Genomic DNA, 17367 nt, shown 5'->3' on the forward strand with positions numbered 1-17367 from the left:
CATGCAGAACATCACCACCGCCGCCCGTCGCACCGGCCTCGGCCTCGCAGTCGCCGGCTTCGCCGCCGCCGCCACCATCGCTCCGGCCTCGGCTGCCCCGACCACCTACTCCGGCGACCTGCCCGCCTCCTGGGCCGGGCTCGACAACGCCGCCGCCGCTGCCGCCGGCTGGAACTTCTCCTGGACGCTTGATGCCAACGGCAACGCGACCTACACCTACGGCAACGGCCCGGTCGCCGCTTCGTCGGCCCCGGCCGCCGCTGCCCCGGCCGCCTCTTCGGCTCCGGCTGCGTCCGCCGCCTCCTCGGCCTCCGCCGACTCGGCTCCGGCCGCCTCCTCGGCCTCCGCCGACTCGGCTCCGGCCGCTTCCGCCGCCTCGAACGACGTCTCGACCCAGTCGGTCGGCTCGTCCGCCTCGAGCTCGGCCTCGGCTTCGACCTCGGGCGTCACCGGCACCGCCATGTCCTACCAGGGCGCCGGCTACGTCTGGGGCGGCACCACCCCGTCCGGCTGGGACTGCTCCGGCTTCGTCCAGTACGTCTACGCCCAGAACGGCATCGACCTGCCCCGCACCGCGGCTGCGCAGGGCGCTGCCGGGACCCCGACCTCCAACCCGCAGCCGGGCGACCTGGTCATCCAGAACGGCGGCTCGCACGTCGGAATCTACCTGGGCAACGGCCAGATGATCTCGGCCCTGAACCCGAGCCAGGGCACCCAGGTGCACGCCGTCTCGGCCATGTCGACCGATTACTACGCCTCCTTCTGAGCCGCACAGCGACTCTGATCGAGCAGCCTCTCGGAGAGAGGGCTGAGTGATCGCACCGCCCGTGGGCGGCGGACCGTCCTGGTCCGCCGCCCACGGGCGTCTGCGCACCCGCCCAGCGCCCGCACCCGCCCAGCTGTCCGACGACGGCGCCCGTGCGGCGCTGCGCACAGATGCTCCCGTACCCGTGACACGACCCCTTACACTGAATCCCATGCCTTCTGACACCACCTGGGGCGCCCCCGATACCCACCGGGCCATGAGCTCGGATGATGCGGAGTATCGAAGTAGCGCTTCCGCCGCCGGGCACTCGCCCCGTTGCCTGTCCCGTCCTGATCGAGCCTCGAACGACCTCTGGGCGGTGAGGCGCAGGTGAGCCCCCTCGTCGCAGCTCTCGTCCTGCTGGTCGTCCTCGTGCTGCTGGTGCTCGGCAACGCGCTGTTCGTCGCGGTCGAGTTCTCCTACCTGACGATCAACCGCAACGAGATCCGCGCCCGGATCCAGGCCGGCGACCGCAAGGCCGAAGCACTGGACAGGGCTCTGAGCCGGACGTCCACGAACCTCTCCGGCGCGCAGCTCGGCATCACGGTCACGAGCCTGATCGCCGGCTACCTCACGGCCCCGTCGGTCGGCGTGCTGCTGAGCTCGCTGTTCGGCATCACCGGTCTGCCCGAGCATGTCGTCGCCTTCGCCGGCACCACGGGTGCGTTCATCATCGTCACGTTCGTGCAGATGGTCTTCGGCGAGCTGGTGCCCAAGAACTGGGCCATCGCCGAGCCCTCGAAGGTCGCGGACCTCGTGGTCCGCCCGCAGAACGTCTTCATGTTCGTCTTCGGCTGGCTGGTGAGCCTGCTCAACGCCTCGGCCAACCAGATCCTGCGCTGGCTGGGCTTCGACCCCCGCGAGGAGGTCGCCAACGCCCGCAGCTCCCAGGAGCTGGCCGCCGTCGTCTCCCGCTCCGGGGAGGAGGGCACGCTCGATGCCGCCACGGCGGAGCTCGTGGCGCGCTCGATCGAGTTCGGCCACCGCACGGCCGCGGATGTGATGACGCCGCGCCCGCGCGTGAACTTCGTCGAGGAGGAGACCGTGGCCGAGCTGCTCGAGCTCGCCGCCTCTACAGGCCACTCCCGATTCCCGGTGATGGGCGAGTCCGTGGACGACATCGTGGGCGTCGTGCACTTCAAGCACGCGCTGGCGGTGCCCTACGACCAGCGCCGCACGACCGCCGCTCGGGAGATCGCCCACCCCGTGGAGGCCGTGTCCGAATCCATGACGCTGGATCCGCTGATGCGCGAGCTGCGTCAGCCCGGCCTGCAGATGGCGATCGTGGTCGACGAGTACGGCGGCACCGCAGGGATCGTGACGCTCGAGGACCTGATCGAGGAGATCGTCGGCGAGATCGACGACGAGCAGGACACCACCCTCGCCAAGTACCGCAGGCGCCGCGACGGCTCGATCGTCGTCGCCGGCCTGCTGCGCCCGGACGAGCTCGGCGACATCGTCAAGCTCGACGTCCCCGAGGGCGAGGAGACCGACACCATCGGCGGACTGATCGCCGAGATGCTTGATCGCATGCCCGAGGTCGGGGACCAGGTCCAGCTCGAGTGCACCGATCGCGAGCACAAGGACGAGGACGACCTCCCCATCCCGGCGCGGCTCTCGCTCAAGGTGGCCAAGATGGATCAGTACCGGGTCGAGCGCGTGGTCGTGGTCCGGCTCGCCCAGGAGCCCGAGGACGACGACGACCCCGATGAGGAGCCCGTCCGCTACGAGACGGTCGAGGAGGACGGCATGGCCGAGAACCAGGATGCCGGCCTCGACACCGCGCTCAAGGACGGGGGTGAGCGCTGATGGACGGCTTCGGTGCGATTCTCATCCTGATCCTGCTGCTGCTCGGCAACGCCTACTTCGTGGGCGCCGAGTTCGCCATGGTCTCGGCCCGCCGCGATCAGCTCGAGCCCCGCGCCGCCGACGGCTCCCGCGGCGCCCGCATGGCGCTGAAGGGCATCGAGGACGTCTCCACGTCCCTGGCCGCGACCCAGCTCGGCATCACGGCCTGCTCGCTGCTCATCGGCTCCGTCGGCGAGCCCGCGATCGCGGCCATGATCGAGCCGGTGTTCGAGGCCGTCGGCGTGCCCGAGTTCCTGATCCACCCGATCGCCCTGGTGATCGCGCTGGTCATCGTGACCTTCCTGCACATGGTGATCGGCGAGATGGTCCCCAAGAACATCTCGATCGCTCAGCCGGCGGCTGCGGCGCTGCTGCTGGGGCCCGTGCTGCGGGTCTTCGTGATCGTGCTGCGTCCGTTCATCTGGCTGATGAACGAGACCGCCAACCTGGTGGTGCGCCATGTGCTGCGCGCCGTGCCCAAGGACGAGGTCTCCTCCACCTTCACCTCCGTGGAGGTGGCCGGCTTCGTGGAGGAGTCCGGCCGCGAGGGCCTGCTGGATCCCGACGAGATCAGGCTGCTGACCGGAGCGCTGGAGTTCGAACGGCTCACCGCCTCGGACGTGGCGATCCCCTTCGATCAGATCCGCACCGTGTCCGTCGACGCCACTCCGGCGCAGATCGAGCAGCTGTGCGTGGAGACGGGCTTCTCCCGCTTCCCCGTGGTGGGCAGCGACGGCAGCCTGGAGGGCTACATCCACACCAAGGACATCCTGGCGGTGCCCGCTGAGGCGCGCGATGAGGTCTTCGACGCCTCGATCGTGCACTCGCTGGGCCGGGTGCCAGAGGACGCCAAGCTGCAGGCCGTCATGCGCCGTATGCAGGCCACGCAGGCGCACCTGGCGCTCGTGGAGTCGAGCGGGGACAGCGGCCAGAACCAGCGGGCGATCGTGGCGCTCGAGGACGTCCTCGAGGAGCTCGTGGGGGAGGTCCGCGACGCCACCACGCCGGAGACCGCCTGATCCTTCTCTGCCCAGTCCGGGCGGGGCCGGGGAGGTCCCCAGCGAGCGGCCGGGAGCTGTCAGCTCCCGGCCGTCTGCATGCCCGCGTGGGCCATGGCGTCCAGGGCGCTGAAGCCGCACTCGGCGCTGGGGGCGTCCTCGAGCAGGACCACCATCTCCAGATCGGTGCCCTGCACTGTGGCGTATCCGGCCGTGCCCGCGCTCCAGAGCCCGGAGTCGTCGTCGGCGATCCAGCCGTTCTTCACGTGCACGTCGTCGGCGGCCGGGTCCTCCAGCGGCAGAGCGAGGGAGCCGACGCCGAAGTCCTTGGACTCGTCCGGCGTCTGCCGCCCGGGGGCGGGCACGGCCATGAGCTCGGTGACGGTGCTGACGTCGTCCCCGTCCAGCCCCTCGGGCGGGTCCTGCAGGGCGGCGAGCAGCCTGAGCTGGTCGTCGACGGAGGTGGGATTCAGCCCCGGCAAGTCGGTCTCGGCTCCGTTGTCCATGCCGAGGAGGTCGTCCATCTCCTGCAGCGCCGCCTGCTGCTCGAGCGGGGTCGCGCCGAGCCCGCCGTAGAGCTGGGAGGCGGCGTCGTTGTCGCTGTAGACCAGGGCGGTATCGATCAGGGCGAGGTCCTGTTCCGTGGGCTCCTGGCCGGATTCACGCAGAGTCGTCAGATAGGCGAGGGCCACGGGGACCTTCGAAAGGCTCGCCGAGGGATACGTGCGCTCCCCGCCCGCGGTGGTGTTCTCGCCGCCGGACACCCGGACGCCCATGCTCGCCGTCAGGCCCAGATCCTTCTCGGCGCCGTCCACGGCTGCCTGGAGGACGTCGCGGTCCGAGGCACCGGGGGCTGCGTCCAGCCAGGCGAGCTCAGGGGCCTGCCGGCCCTCTGCGGTGCCGTCGGCCAGGCAGGTGCCGGTCAGATCGGTGCGCAGCTGCTCCGAGCGCTCTGTCGGCTCGCCGGAGCGCGCGGGGGCCTCGCCGGAGGCCGCGCCGGACTCCTCATCGGAGCCGCACCCGGCCAGGAGCCCGACGAGCAGCGGGACCGTGAGGGTCAGTGTCAGGTGCCTGCGGGACATGCGGGGCCTTTCGGGGAGTCGTGCTGTGCACGTTCGGGATCCGGTGCTCGCGACCGAGGATACGGGTGCCGCCTGGCAGTGGGGTGATGTCCCGCTGAATCCACTCCATCGCATCCAGGCAGCTGCCGCGACCGTCGCGCCGGAGGTTACGCCGCCCCTCAAGAGGGGCCGGGATCCATAGGATGGCCGGGTGCGCTACTCGTTCCGCCCTCCGATCCACCGCCCGGGAGACGTCCGACAGCCATGGTTCAACCGCGCCGGCCTGGTGCTGGGTCTCGGGGCGTCCTGGGTGTCCCTGTCCCCGTCGCTCGTACCCCGGACCTGGTGGATGACCGCTGCCTCGGTGGCCACGAACCAGCTGGGCGGCTACGCCCTGGGAGTCGGCCTGCACAACCTCGGGCTGCGGCTGGGCGAGCGCCCCACACCGGGCATCCGGCGTGCGGCCGCCGACTTCCGCAGCCGCACGGATCCCGCCCGACGCCGTGGGCGGCTGCACCCCCTGACGGCGGCGCTGATCGGCGGGGCGTCGGCGGTCACCGCGGCGGCTCTGGCTCGCTCGGCGGGGGCGCAGCGGCGGACCTCCGAGCTCGTCGAGACCCGCGACGGCGGCCCGCGAGCCCATGTGATCGGCTACGCCGTGGGCACGTCGTGGTGGCTCGGGGGCGTGGCCTTCGGCTGGGTCATGCACTGGATCCGCTCCACGGTCGCAGGCGGCGTGCGCTTCATTTCCCGGGATCTCGTGGGCCCGGGCCTGGCCTCGGTCGCCGGCCTCGGTGCGGTGGCGCTGACCAACCGCCTGCTGATCGCGCAGATCGCCCGGCGCATGGTTCGCCGTGCAACGATCGCCAATCGCCGCTGGGCCGACGGCCGCCGTCGTCCCGCGGAGCCCGAGCGCTCGGGCGGGCCGGGCTCGAGCGAGTCCTATGACGTCCTGGGCACGCACGGACAGGCCTTCGTGGCCGACGGGCCTCGGGCGGCGGATCTCGAGCGCCTGCGGCTCAGCCCGCAGACCGCTGCCGGGCAGCACCGGGAGCCGATCCGTGTCTTCGCCGGCAAGATCGCCCATGACAGCCTCGAGGACGCCGCCGATGCCGTGGTGGCCGAGCTGCACCGCACCGGAGCGTTCGAGCGCGGCGTGCTCGTGCTGCTCACCGGCACGGGGACGGGCTGGATCCAGGACTGGACCCCGGCGAGCGTCGAGTACCTGACCGGCGGCGACTGCGCGAGCGCCACCCTGCAGTACTCATTCGCGCCGTCGGGACTCGCCTTCGTGGTGGATCGGCAGGGTGCCCGACGCGCCGGCCGCGTCCTCTTCGAGCGCGTGCGCCGGGAGCTCGACAGCCTCCCTGCCCAGCAGCGGCGGCCCCGGCTGTTCGCGGCGGGGGAGTCGCTCGGGGCCTATGGCGGGCACGGCGCCTTCGCCAGCATCCACGAGATGCTGTCGTCGGTCGATGGCGCCGTGTGGTCCGGCACGCCGCGGGCCACTCGGCTGTGGTCGCGGATCGTGGCGGATCGGGACGAGGGCAGCACCGAGATCCTGCCCGTGTACCGCAGCGGGGCGCACGTGCGCTTCGCGAATCGGCCCCAGGACCTCGATCTGGATCCCTCGGGAGCCCCGTACGGACCGTGGCGGCGTCCGCGGATCGCCTACCTGCAGCATGCCTCGGATCCCGTGGTGTGGTGGTCCCCGGCGCTGATCTGGCGGCGGTTCGACTGGATCGAGGAGCTGCGCCGTCGCCCCGCCCCCGACGTCATCACGACGCTGCGCTGGCTGCCCTGGGTGACGTTCTGGCAGATCACCACCGACATGCCGCGCTCGATAGAGATCCCCGGCGGCCACGGGCACAGCTACCACGGCGAGCAGGTCCGAGCGTGGGCATGGGTGCTGGGCATCGAGCTCAGTGCGGCCCAGGAGCAGGCCGTCATCGCCAGGATCGCCTCGCGCGTGCGCCCGCACTGAGCGGGCGGCTCAGGGCAGCAGGTCGGTGTACTTCCGGATGGCAGGGGGCAGCCGCAGAGCGCGCTGATCGGCGGCGCCCACGAGCTTGAGCATGGGACCGGCCGGCACGTGATCGCGCCAGTGGCGCTCGATCGCCTCGGTGTAGAAGTCCACCAGGGCCTCCGTCGAGGCCCTCCAGGAGTGCTTGAGCGCCTCGTCGCGGGCGGCCTGGGCCATCCGCGCACGGCGCTGCGGGTCCTCGAGCAGACCCCGTAGCGCCTCGGTGAGCTGGTCGGCGTCCCCGGGCTCCACCAGGTGCCCGGTCACTCCCTCGTCGATCACGAAGGGGATGCCGCCGGCACGCGCGCCGACCACGGGGACGCCGGAGGCGAAGGCCTCCAGGGCCACCAGGCCGAGGGTCTCGGAGCGCGACGGGAAGGCGAAGACGTCCGCGGAGGCGTAGGCCTGGGCGAGCTCGAGACCGGACATGTACCCGGTGAACACGGTGTTCGTCCCGGCGAACTGCTCCTGTAGCGCCTCCTTGTGCGGTCCGGAGCCCACGATCGCCAAGCGCGCCCGGGGCAGGCGGCGGATCGGCTCGAGCAGCTCGTCGAGGTTCTTCTCCTTGGAGACGCGCCCCACGTAGACGATCAGCGGGGCCTCGGGGTGCCCGTCGCTGAGCCGCTCGCGCATGGCGCGGTCCGCGTTCTCGGGCGTGTAGGCCACGGTGTCGACGCCCTTGGGCCACAGGTCGACATCCTGGATGCCGACCGTCCGGGCCCGTTCCACCATGGGACCGGAGGTGCACAGGTTCAGCTCGGCCTGGTTGTGCAGCCACCGGATCCACGACTCCGACGGGTGCCGCAGCAGGTTCAGGCCCAGGGCCTCCGTGTAGTGCGGGACGTCCGTGTGGAACGAGGCCAGCAGCGGCAGGTTGCGCCGGCGAGCCGAGAGCACGCCGTAGGCCGAGAGCCACACCGGGTTCACGGCGTGGACGATGTCCGGTTCGAACTCGGCCATCCGGGTCGCGATGCGCCCGGTGGGCAGGCCCACCCTGATCTCGGGGTACCAGGGCTTGAACGACAGCGAGCGGACGCTGTGCACGCGGTGCCCGGCGTACTGCGTCGGCGGGTGCCCCGGAGCGAAGACCTCGACCTCGTGGCCGAGCTGCTCCAGCTGCTCCATGGTCCGCATGATGCGGGTGACGACGCCGTCGATCTTCGGCAGGAAGACCTCGGTGAACAGCGCGATGCGCAAGCTGCTCAGCTGCCCTGCGACTCGTGGGCCACGGAGGCCGGGACACCGGCCCGGGTGCGCCGGTTCCACAGCGAGCGCGCGGGGATCTTGGAGAGGTCCGCGCGGTGGGCGTAGCGCTTGGCGGTCTCCTCGACCTCGTGCAGCAGGCCCTCGGACAGGGTGGTCGGCTGCAGGCCGAGTTCCAGGAAGGTGTCGTTGGTGACGTGCAGCTCGTTCTCCGCCGACTCCTGGCGCGGGTTCGGCACCATCTCCACGGCGGCCCCGGAGATGCGGGCGATCAGCTCGGCCAGGTCGCGGACGCGGTGCGTCTCGGTCATCTGGTTGAGGATCTTGACGCGCTCGCCGGGGGCCGGGGAGTTCTCGAGGGCCAGCTCGACGCAGCGCACCATGTCCTGGACGTGGATGAACGCGCGGGTCTGCCCGCCGGTGCCGTGGACCGTCAGCGGGTAGCCCACCGCCGCCTGCATGAGGAAGCGGTTGAGCACCGTGCCGTAGTCGCCGTCGTAGTCGAAGCGGTTGATCAGCCGCTCGTCGCGCTGGGTCTCGGCGGTCGTGGTGCCCCAGATGATGCCCTGGTGCAGGTCGGTGATCCGCAGCTGGTCGTTCTTGGCGTAGAACGCGAAGAGCAGCTGATCCAGCGACTTGGTCATGTGGTAGATCGAGCCCGGGTTGGTCGGGTACAGGATCTGCTGCTGGATCGGCTCCTGCTCCTCGTGCGGGATCTCTACATCCAGGTAGCCCTCGGGGATCTTCATCCCGGCGGTGCCGTAGCCGTAGACGCCCATGGTGCCCAGGTGGACCACGTGGACGTCGCGCTCGGACTCGACGATCGCCGCGAGCAGGTTGTGCGTGGCCGACACGTTGTTGTCCACGGTGTAGCGCTTGGTGCGCGAGCTCTTCATGGAGTACGGCGCCGCGCGCTGCTCGGCGAAGTGCACGACGGCGTCCGGCTGGTCCTCGCTGATCAGCTGCAGCAGGCCCTCGTAGTCCTCGGCGACATCGAGGTGGCGGTGCTCGATGACCTTGCCGGAGACCTCGGTCCAGGCGCGCAGGCGCTCGACGAGCGGGCGGATCGGGGTCAGCGACTGCGCGCCGAGCTCGTCGTCGATCCGACGGCGCGACATGTTGTCCACGGTGATGACGTCGTGACCTCTCTCCGAGAGGTGCAGGGCGGCAGGCCAGCCGCAGAATCCGTCGCCGCCGAGGATCGCAATCTTCACGTCATCTCCGTTTCCGTGCGCCTCTCGGCGCGGGGATCGGAAGGATCACGACGCCGAGCCGAGCGGGCTGGTGCTGTAGAAGGTCGTCGTCCACCCTGCAACCCCGGAATGAACCGACGGTGAACGAGCGGCATGCGAGGGCTGGTGCGCCCGAGCTGCCCGCGGGAGGGGGACCTCCTGATTGTGTCATCTGCCTCCGACGGGTGCGCAGAGCGACGGCTCCGGCGCGGGCCGGATCAGGCCGGGAGCCGGCTCTCTCGGAGGCTCAGGGTCTTCTCCGCTCGGGCGGCCGGTGCGGGCTCCGGGCCCAGGAGCTGCTGGCGGACCTCTTCCGTGGGCAGGGACTCGCCTGGGGCGATGAACACCGAGGCCAGGTCCTGGACGTCGCACGGGGTCAGGCCCTTGGAGGTGGGCTCCCAGCCCTCCGGGATGAGGTGGCGCTGCTGCGTGCCGCACTTCTGGCAGAAGTACTCGACGCGTCCGCCGGAGCGGACCGCGCAGCGCAGCACGCGGCCCATGATCCGGCGCAGCCCCGGGACGCGGCTGCGCTTGCGGGTGGAGGGCAGGAAGACCCGGAACTTGAGGTAGAGATCGGTGGTGCACTCATGGCACATGGGGGAGCGGGGCGTCTTGTGGTGCTGGGGAGGTCCCAGCCGGCCCAGTCTGGTGCTCGTGACAGTCACTGCTGCTCCTGCGCTGATCGTCGGAATTGCGGGGGAAGGGTCTCCGACGTCATCGTGGTGCGACCCGAGTCCAGATTAGGCGATCCGCTGTGCCGCGTACAGACCCACCGGGGGAAGCGGAGCTGTCTCTCAGCCCTGCCACAGCGCGGATCCAGGCGGATTCATGCCCGATCCGCCATATCTAAATGACTCTTGGGTAACCGTAACAGCGGAGGCCTTCCTGCAGAAGGCCTTGGGGCCATCCGATGCCCCTGACCTGCGGAAGAAGACGCTCTGACGTCACAATCGCGCTGCTGCGCTCCCGGGCACCCGCCGCGCCCCCTGCGATGCCGCCGCCGTGTGACGATCGGAGACGTGACGAAGCTGAGCACCTCCCGCGGCCGGCGCGCTGCGCAGACCATCCCTGCGCAGCGCGATCTCGCGCTGGATGCTGCTCGGGTCGCCTGCCTGATCGCCGTGGTCGTGCTCCACATTCTGCTGGTCACGCTCACGACGGATCCGAGCACGGGCGCGCTGCGCAGCGTCATGGCACCCACGGAGGCCTCCTGGTACGCCCCGGTGTCATGGCTCGTGCAGGTCATGCCGCTGTTCTTCGTGGTGGGAGGGTGCGCCTCGGCGATCTCGTGGTCGCGCCAGTCGGCGGAGGGCGTCCGCGGGCCGGCCTGGGTGCGCGCCCGGCTGCTGCGCCTGGTCGTGCCGGCGAGCGCTGTGTGGGTCGCCCTGGCGCTGGCCGGCGCCCTCGCGACGCTCGTGGGGATGCCCGCCGACTGGGCCTCGATGGCGCTGCAGGGGCTCGGGATGCACTTGTGGTTCGTGGGCGCCTACAACGCGTGCCTGGTCGGTGTGCCGCTGCTGCACGGGCTGCACGATCGCCGGCCCGTCCTCACCCTGGCTGCGCTGGTGGGGCTCAGCGCTGCGATCGAGGTGCTGCGCATCGCCGCGGAGCAGCCGTGGTGGGGCCTGCTCGGCTTCGCCCCGGTCTGGCTGGCGATCCATCAGATCGGCTTCTTCCGCCACGACGGATCCTTCGCTCGTGCCTCGGCAGGAAGACTGCTCGGGATCACGGCCCTGTCGGTCCTGGTGATGCTCTGCCTGACGAGCCTGCCCTGGTGGAGTGCGGACGGACTGTCGGCCCTGAACCCGCCCACGCTGTGCATGATCGCCCTCGGCGCGGCTCAGGCCTGCGTCCTGCAGCTGTGCTCGCCGGCTCTCGAGCGGCTCATGCGATGGCGTCCCGCGCAGGCCGTCGCCTGGGTCGTCGGCTCGCGGGCCACGACCCTGTACCTGTGGCACCTGCCGGTGATCGTGGCCGTGATGGCGGTGTGGTGGCTGCTCGGCGGCCCGGATCCGGTGCCCGGCTCGGCGCAGTGGTGGCTGTGGCGCCTGCCGATCGGGCTGCTGTGCTGGGCGATGGTCCTGCTGGTCGTGCGTCCGCTGGGCGTCCTGGAGGCCGTGGCGGGGCGGATCGTCGCCCGCGAGCCCGAACCGGAGGGGCCCGCAGCCGGAGGATCGCCCTCGGGTGAGCGGCCCCCGACCGCGCCCCGAGCCGACGGATCCGCGCCGCTGCGAGCTTCGAGTCCCGATCGCTCCTCATCGCCGGACGGACGGGCGTGGGTCCGCATCCTCGCAGCGGCCGTCCTCGTCTTCTCCGCAGCCGTGCTGGAGGTCCGCTTCCTGCTCGGCATCCCGCTGGCCCTCGGCGGCGCGGCGGCCATGGTCGCGGCGGTCCTGCTGCTGGTCCCGCCCGCACGGAGGTCCTGACGGCTCGATCGGTGGGGTGCTAGTATCGGACCGGCTTCACGAGACACAGCTGCCAAGCTCCGACTTGGCTGTGCACCAACCCCATGTTCAAGGGTGGTTCGGATGACGAAGCGGCCTGCACCTGACGCAGCGCACGAACAAGCTCCGGCGGGACGTGCAGGTCAAGAGCACCCCGTCACGGAAGACACCTCTCATGACGTCCTCGCCCTGCGACGAGCTCAAGAGCTCGACCTCGCTGGCCACACGCCAGATCCACGCCGGCCGGACAGGATCCGATCCGGGCGCCCCTGCCGCCCCCGTCCAGGCCACGCTGCCGGTGCCGATCTACCAGTCCTCGGCCTTCGAGTTCCCGGACCACGCGGCTGCCGCCGCCATGTTCGCCCAGACCACCCCGGGCTTCACCTACTCCCGCACGGGCAACCCCACGGTCGCCGTCCTGGAGCAGAAGGTCGCCGATCTCGAGGGCGGAGTGGGGGCCGTGGCCATGGGCTCGGGGCAGTCCGCCGTCGCCGCGGCCCTGCTCGCGCTGATCAGCACGGGCCCCGGCAAGCACCTGGTGGTCTCGGAGAAGATCTACGGCGGCACCGTCGACCTGCTCGGTGACACGCTGGCCGATCTCGGCGCGACCGTCACCTACGTCGATCCCGCTGACCCCTCGGCCTGGTCGGAGGCGATCACGGAGGACACTCGGGGCTTCTTCCTCGAGTCCATCGGCAACCCGCTGGCCACGCTGGCGGATCTGGACGCGATCTCCCGTATCGCCCATGAGCGGGGGATCCCGGTGATCGTCGACTCGACCCTGGCCACGCCGATCCTGTACCGGCCCTTCGAGCACGGGGCGGACATCGTGGTGCATTCGGCCACCAAGTTCTTCGGCGGGCACGGGACGTCGCTGGCCGGCGTCGTGATCGACTCCGGTCGCTTCGACTGGGAGGCCGAGGCCGCTCGCTGGCCGCAGTTCACCGAGCCGCGAGCGCGCTGGGGCGGGATCAGCCTGTGCGAGAAGCTGCGCGGCGGCTCGCCGTTCCTGCATCTGTGCCGGGCCAAGTTCGTGCACGACCTGGGTCTGACGCTCTCGCCGTTCAACGCCTCCCAGATCATCCAGGGCCTCGAGACGCTGGACCTGCGCATGCGCCGCCACTCGGACAGCGCCGCTCGCATCGCCGAGTTCCTGAGCACGCATCCGGCGGTGCGCTGCGTGCACCACCCCCTGATCGAGGGCTCCGCCGATCGGGAGATCGCCGAGCGCGACTTCCCCCAGGGCGTCGGGTCGGTCTTCGGCTTCGAGCTGGAGTGCTCGGATGCCGCAGTGGCCGGATTCGTCGACTCCCTGCGGCTTTTCAAGCTGGTGGCCAACATCGGCGACGTCCGCTCGCTGATCAACCATCCCGCGGCCATGACCCACTGCCGTCTCTCGGAGGAGCAGCGACTGGCCGGCGGGATCAGCTGGCAGACCCTGCGGCTGTCGATCGGGCTGGAGGCGGTCGACGACCTGATCGCCGATCTGCAGTCCTCGCTCGATGAGCTGCTGCGCGTCGAGGCCGCGCGCGGCGCTGAGATCCCGGCCGCAGAAGGTGCCCCGGGATCGTCGACGGACGGCGCCCCGGTGCGCTCCGAGGACGAGCCGAGCGGCGCGCGCCGCGACCAGCGCCAGGAGGTGCAGGCATGAGCGGGTTCACCACGCGCGCCGTCCACGCCGGCCAGGAGCCGGACCGGCTGACCGGTGCGGTCATCCCGCCGGTCTACCAGACCTCCACCTTCGTCCAGGACGGCATCAACGTCCTGCGCGACGGCCACGAGTACTCCCGCGGCTCCAATCCCACCCGCAATGCCTTCGAGGAGCAGCTGTGCGCGCTCGAGGGCGGGCAGCGGGCCTTCGCGTTCGCCTCCGGGATCGCGGCGGAGGATGCGCTGCTGCGCTCGGTGCTGCGCCCCGGAGACCATGTGGTCCTGGGCGCCGACGGCTACGGGGGCACCAACCGGCTCATCACCAGGGTCCTGGCTCCCTGGCAGATCCGGCACACGCCGGTGGACGTCACCTCGCTCGATGCGGTCCGCGGGGCTGTGGAGGCGGGCACGCGGGTGATCTGGGTCGAGACCCCCACGAATCCGCTGCTGGGCATCGCCGATCTGACGGGCATCGCCCAGATCGCCCAGGATGCCGGGGCGCTGCTGATCGTGGACAGCACCTTCGCCTCGCCGTACCTTCAGCGTCCGCTGGAGTTCGGCGCCGACGTCGTCGTGCACTCCACCACCAAGTACATCGGCGGGCACTCGGACGTGCTGGGCGGGGCGGTCGTCGTCTCGGACCGGGCCTGGGAGGTCGAGGCCGTGGGCGGCTTCTCGCCCGGAGGAACGCTGGCCGAGCTCGTGGGCTTCCAGCAGTTCGCCGGCGGGGCGGTCGCCGGGCCCCAGGACTGCTTCCTGGCCGCGCGCGGGCTGAAGACCCTGTCGCTGCGCATGCAGCGCCATCAGGAGACCGCAGGCCGGATCGCCGAGTGGCTCATCGGGCGCCCAGAGGTGGCGCAGGTGCTCTACCCCGGACTGCCCGAGCACCCCGGCCACGAGCTGGCCGCACGGCAGATGGACGGCTTCGGTGGCATGGTCTCCTTCCGCGTGCACGGCGGAGAGGCTGCGGCCCGGCGCTTCGCGGAGTCCACGAAGATGTACAAGCTCTCGGTCTCCCTCGGCGGGGTCGAATCGCTGATCTGCTGGCCCTCCGAGATGACGCACGGATCCGTGGCCGGCACGCCGCTGGCGGTGCCGGTGGATCTGGTCCGGCTCTCCGTCGGGATCGAGGACCTCGACGACCACCTCGAGGACCTGGAGCGTGCCTTCGGTGCCTGACGGGCGCTGCGCTCGCCCGGCTCGGCGACTGACAGGCGGCGCGCTCATCCGGCACTGCGGCTGACGCGGCGGCCTCCCCGGCTCCGGCAGAGCCCTGCAACCGCCGTCACCTGACGGCGATTGCAGGGCTCTGCCTACACTGGGGGCAGCAGCCTCGTCGCGTTCGGCTCGGCCGTCGCGCGGGTCCCCATGCAAGCGCCATATGAAGGAGCCTTCATGAGCTCGCAGGATCCCCAGAACCCGGCCTCCGGATCGGACGGCCGCAACGCCCCGGGCGGACAGCAGCACGAGGCCCCCTCGTTCGGGCAGGGCCGCGACCGCCAGCAGTCCGGGCAGCCGTCGTGGGGCCCGAATCAGAGCCAGCCGGGCAGCCAGCCCTCCGGAGACCCCGGCGCGCAGCAGGGCTACGGGCAGCCGGGCTACAGCTGCCCCGGAGCCGGGCAGCAGCGCCAGCATCCGGACTACGGAGGCCAGGGCGCCTACGACCAGCCGCAGGGCGGCGGACAGCAGTACACGGCCCAGGGCAACTACGGGCAGGCCACCTTCCAGCAGGGCGGCCAGCCGCTGAGCCCCTCGGACGCCCGGACCTGGGCGATGATCTCCCACATCGCAGCTCCGGTGCTGTTCCTGTTCTCGGCCGGCTGGATCGGATTCGCAGCACCGCTGATCATCTGGTTCATCTTCAAGGACCGCGACCCGCTGGTGCGCAATGCCTCCGCGGGCGCCTTCAACTTCAACGTCATCGTGTTCGCGCTCAACGTCGTGATCTGGATCCTGGCCATTCCCACCCTCGGCCTGGCCCTCTTCCTGCTTCCCGTCCTGGGCATCCTGTCGATCGTGTTCGCCGTCCTCGGCGCCATGCAGGCGAACAAGGGCCTGGCGTACAAGTACCCCATGCAGATCCCGATCCTCAGCTGAGACCGGATCCTCCGGCACCCGTCGTGCACGGCGGCCGGAATTCCACGACGACGGCCGGGCCCTCCGCTGCGGAGGGCCCGGCCGTTGCGCGTGCGGGGACATGGCCGCACCATGGTGCGCATGAGCGACTTCGATACCTCCGGGCGCGCCGCCCGACGAATCCCCGAGCCGACTCCTGCGCCTCCGCGCGGCATGGAGCTGCCGGAGCCCGTGGCGCGCATGCACCGCTGGGTGGAGACGCCGCTCGGGCGCATGGTCGTGGCTGTCGGCCCGCACGACGGCCGGCCTGCGATCACGGGATGCTGGTTCGAGGACCAGAAGCACTTCCCGGACGACGAGACCCTCGGCATGGAGGGTGATCATGCCCTGCTGAGCGAGGCGCAGGAGCAGCTCGAAGACTGGTACGCCGGTCGGCGACGCGGGTTCGATCTGCCGCTGGCCCTCGACGACCGCCCGCAGCCCCTGCGCCCGCGGGTGTGGAAGGCGCTGCAGGAGATCCCGTTCGGGACCACCACCACCTACGGCGCGCTGGCGCAGCAGCTCGGCAATCCCGGGATGGCCCAGGTGGTGGGACAGGGGGTGGGCCGGAATCCGTGGTCGGTGATCGTGCCGTGCCACCGGGTGCTCAGCTCTACAGGGGTGCTGACCGGCTATGCCGCCGGCATCGAGCGCAAGCAGGAGCTGCTGGAGATGGAATCCCGACGCACAGCGCGTTGACGGACCGGGGACCCGAGCGGCGACGTCCGACAGCGGCTGCGCCCGAGGGCGTAGAACAGCCCGATCCACGGGACGGGCCTATGTCGGGTCAGGAGGTCGGCCGCAGGTGGAGTTCCTCCGCGACGGCCGCGCGAACCGGCAGGTCAGTCCGCGCTGATCCGGTCGGAGCGCAGTGCGGCGTAGATGAGCTCCGTGCGCCATTCGCCCAGCTGCAGGTGCGATTCGCGCAGCTCCGCCTCCCTGCGCATGCCGATGCGCTCGCAGACCTTGATGGAGCTGTGGTTCAGCGCATCCAGGCGCGCGAACACGCGGTGGGCGTCCAATCGCTCGAAGCAGGCGTCGATCGCGGCGATCGCAGCCTCGCCTGCATAGCCTCTGCCTGCATGATCGGGGCTGACCACCCAGCCCATCTCGATCTGGCGCGACTCGGCGTCCACGAGCGTCAGCACGATCTCCCCGTAGAGCGCCTCCGGGTCGTCGTGCGCGCTGAAGGCATAGCGGATGGTGTCCCCGTCGTGGAGGAAGGCCCTCGGCCCGCGATGCTCGGCGATGACCCGCTCCGAGTGCTCCCACGAGCGAGGCCCGCGCCAGGCGTGCTGCGCGTAGTCCTCACGTGATTGGTAGGCGTGCATGGCCTCCAGATCCGACTCGCTGAAGCGGCGGAAGAAGAGGCGGTCCGTCTCCAGGGGCAGCAGGTCCTTCACGGGATCCATCGTATAGACGACCAAGGGCCGGCTGGCGTCCATCGCGGTGGAGAAGCCGAGTGGGCAGCGCGCAGCTGCGTGGCCCGGTGCAGGTGCGGGCGAATCGGCCGGCTGCGCGACGAAGACCGGGACTCGGCCCAGGTGAGGCCCGTCACTGCGGGCCTCACGGGTTTGCGGGCGTGCTCAGCGGTGTGTAATGTTCTTCTCTGTCGCCGCGAGCGGCCCGCCGGTTCGAACCGGTGCGGCGCAGCGGCAGGATCACCGATCCGGATGATCCTGCGTCGACACAACCATTGAACGGCTCGATCGAGCAGATCGCTTCGCCCTGCACTGCATGGGCGTGGGGGATCGGATCGAAGGAGCCGGGTTGTGAAGAGCGGGTGAAGCGAGTATGATGATCTGGCCGCACAACGGTGAACGAGAGATGAACGAAGTTCGGGTCTCGTGAGCTGCGGCGGCTGAAGGAACTGATCTTCGCGGGCCTGGTGAAACGGGCTGGTTGATCGTCTGTTGTTTGAGAACTCGATAGTGTGCCAAATTGTCTGCTGATACCAGTTCAAGCAATTTTTTGTTTGGTTGGATCAGCTG

14 protein-coding genes and 1 riboswitch are annotated in these 17367 nt (G+C 70.7%); of the genes, 9 read left to right on the plus strand and 5 right to left on the minus strand.

From position 1 onward, the window contains the following. Position 1 precedes the first annotated feature (1 nt). The 3 genes from QSJ40_RS09325 (at position 2) to QSJ40_RS09335 (ending at position 3672) form a co-directional block, all read left to right on the plus strand. A complete protein-coding gene (locus tag QSJ40_RS09325) occupies positions 2 to 766 on the plus strand; it encodes a C40 family peptidase (RefSeq protein WP_082676952.1) in 765 nt (254 codons plus the stop codon). A 369-nt stretch (positions 767 to 1135) separates the two neighbouring features. Further along, complete coding sequence (locus tag QSJ40_RS09330) at positions 1136 to 2614, plus strand: hemolysin family protein (protein ID WP_285730459.1); 1479 nt, start codon at positions 1136 to 1138, stop codon at positions 2612 to 2614. Further along, the gene (locus QSJ40_RS09335) at positions 2614 to 3672 is read left to right on the plus strand and encodes a hemolysin family protein (protein ID WP_285730461.1); all 1059 of its coding nucleotides are present in this window, start codon (positions 2614 to 2616) and stop codon (positions 3670 to 3672) included. Before QSJ40_RS09330 ends, QSJ40_RS09335 begins: the two co-directional genes overlap by 1 nt. A 59-nt stretch (positions 3673 to 3731) precedes the next feature. Here the strand turns inward: QSJ40_RS09335 and QSJ40_RS09340 are convergent, their stop codons facing one another. Further along, positions 3732 to 4733: a serine hydrolase family protein gene (locus QSJ40_RS09340; RefSeq protein WP_285730463.1), complete on the minus strand. Its 1002-nt coding sequence runs from the start codon at positions 4731 to 4733 to the stop codon at positions 3732 to 3734. 190 nt (positions 4734 to 4923) lie between these two features. Here QSJ40_RS09340 and QSJ40_RS09345 point away from each other — a divergent pair, with 190 nt between their 5' ends. After that, positions 4924 to 6693, plus strand: coding sequence for an alpha/beta-hydrolase family protein (locus QSJ40_RS09345; RefSeq protein ID WP_053446744.1), 1770 nt, complete (start codon positions 4924 to 4926; stop codon positions 6691 to 6693). 9 nt (positions 6694 to 6702) lie between these two features. On the opposite strand, the gene QSJ40_RS09350 is transcribed toward QSJ40_RS09345, so the two are convergent. From QSJ40_RS09350 to QSJ40_RS09360, 3 genes are all read right to left on the minus strand, one after another. After that, entirely contained in the window at positions 6703 to 7929 is a 1227-nt protein-coding gene (locus QSJ40_RS09350; protein ID WP_006215756.1) for a glycosyltransferase family 4 protein, read from the minus strand. Positions 7930 to 7934: 5 nt separating this feature from the next. Beyond that, positions 7935 to 9149 (minus strand): NAD-dependent epimerase/dehydratase family protein, encoded by a 1215-nt coding sequence (locus QSJ40_RS09355; RefSeq protein ID WP_006215757.1) that lies wholly within the window; start codon positions 9147 to 9149, stop codon positions 7935 to 7937. A gap of 236 nt (positions 9150 to 9385) precedes the next feature. Further along, positions 9386 to 9832 carry a hypothetical protein gene (locus QSJ40_RS09360; protein ID WP_040561563.1) on the minus strand — a complete coding sequence of 149 codons (447 nt, stop codon included), beginning with the start codon at positions 9830 to 9832 and terminating at the stop codon, positions 9386 to 9388. Positions 9833 to 10186: 354 nt separating this feature from the next. Between QSJ40_RS09360 and QSJ40_RS09365 the strand changes: the two genes are divergently transcribed. The 5 genes from QSJ40_RS09365 (at position 10187) to QSJ40_RS09385 (ending at position 16075) form a co-directional block, all read left to right on the plus strand. After that, entirely contained in the window at positions 10187 to 11593 is a 1407-nt protein-coding gene (locus QSJ40_RS09365; protein WP_285730471.1) for an acyltransferase family protein, read from the plus strand. Between the two features lie 34 nt (positions 11594 to 11627). Then, positions 11628 to 11737: riboswitch (SAM riboswitch) on the plus strand. Between the two features lie 49 nt (positions 11738 to 11786). Further along, positions 11787 to 13262 carry an O-acetylhomoserine aminocarboxypropyltransferase/cysteine synthase family protein gene (locus QSJ40_RS09370; RefSeq protein WP_271404451.1) on the plus strand — a complete coding sequence of 492 codons (1476 nt, stop codon included), beginning with the start codon at positions 11787 to 11789 and terminating at the stop codon, positions 13260 to 13262. Then, a complete protein-coding gene (locus tag QSJ40_RS09375) occupies positions 13259 to 14440 on the plus strand; it encodes a cystathionine gamma-synthase (protein ID WP_006215761.1) in 1182 nt (393 codons plus the stop codon). The genes QSJ40_RS09370 and QSJ40_RS09375 overlap by 4 nt, the downstream gene beginning before the upstream one ends. Before the next feature lie 216 nt (positions 14441 to 14656). Next, entirely contained in the window at positions 14657 to 15358 is a 702-nt protein-coding gene (locus tag QSJ40_RS09380) for a DUF4870 domain-containing protein (protein WP_285730476.1), read from the plus strand. A gap of 120 nt (positions 15359 to 15478) precedes the next feature. After that, complete coding sequence (locus tag QSJ40_RS09385) at positions 15479 to 16075, plus strand: methylated-DNA--[protein]-cysteine S-methyltransferase (RefSeq protein WP_285730478.1); 597 nt, start codon at positions 15479 to 15481, stop codon at positions 16073 to 16075. Positions 16076 to 16218: 143 nt separating this feature from the next. Here the strand turns inward: QSJ40_RS09385 and QSJ40_RS09390 are convergent, their stop codons facing one another. Next, positions 16219 to 16803, minus strand: a complete 585-nt coding sequence (locus QSJ40_RS09390) for a GNAT family N-acetyltransferase (protein WP_235444551.1) — start codon at positions 16801 to 16803, stop codon at positions 16219 to 16221. Positions 16804 to 17367: the final 564 nt, after the last annotated feature.

This window comes from Kocuria sp. NBRC 114282 (genome assembly GCF_030268385.1).
Taxonomy (GTDB): Bacteria; Actinomycetota; Actinomycetes; order Actinomycetales; family Micrococcaceae; genus Kocuria; species Kocuria palustris.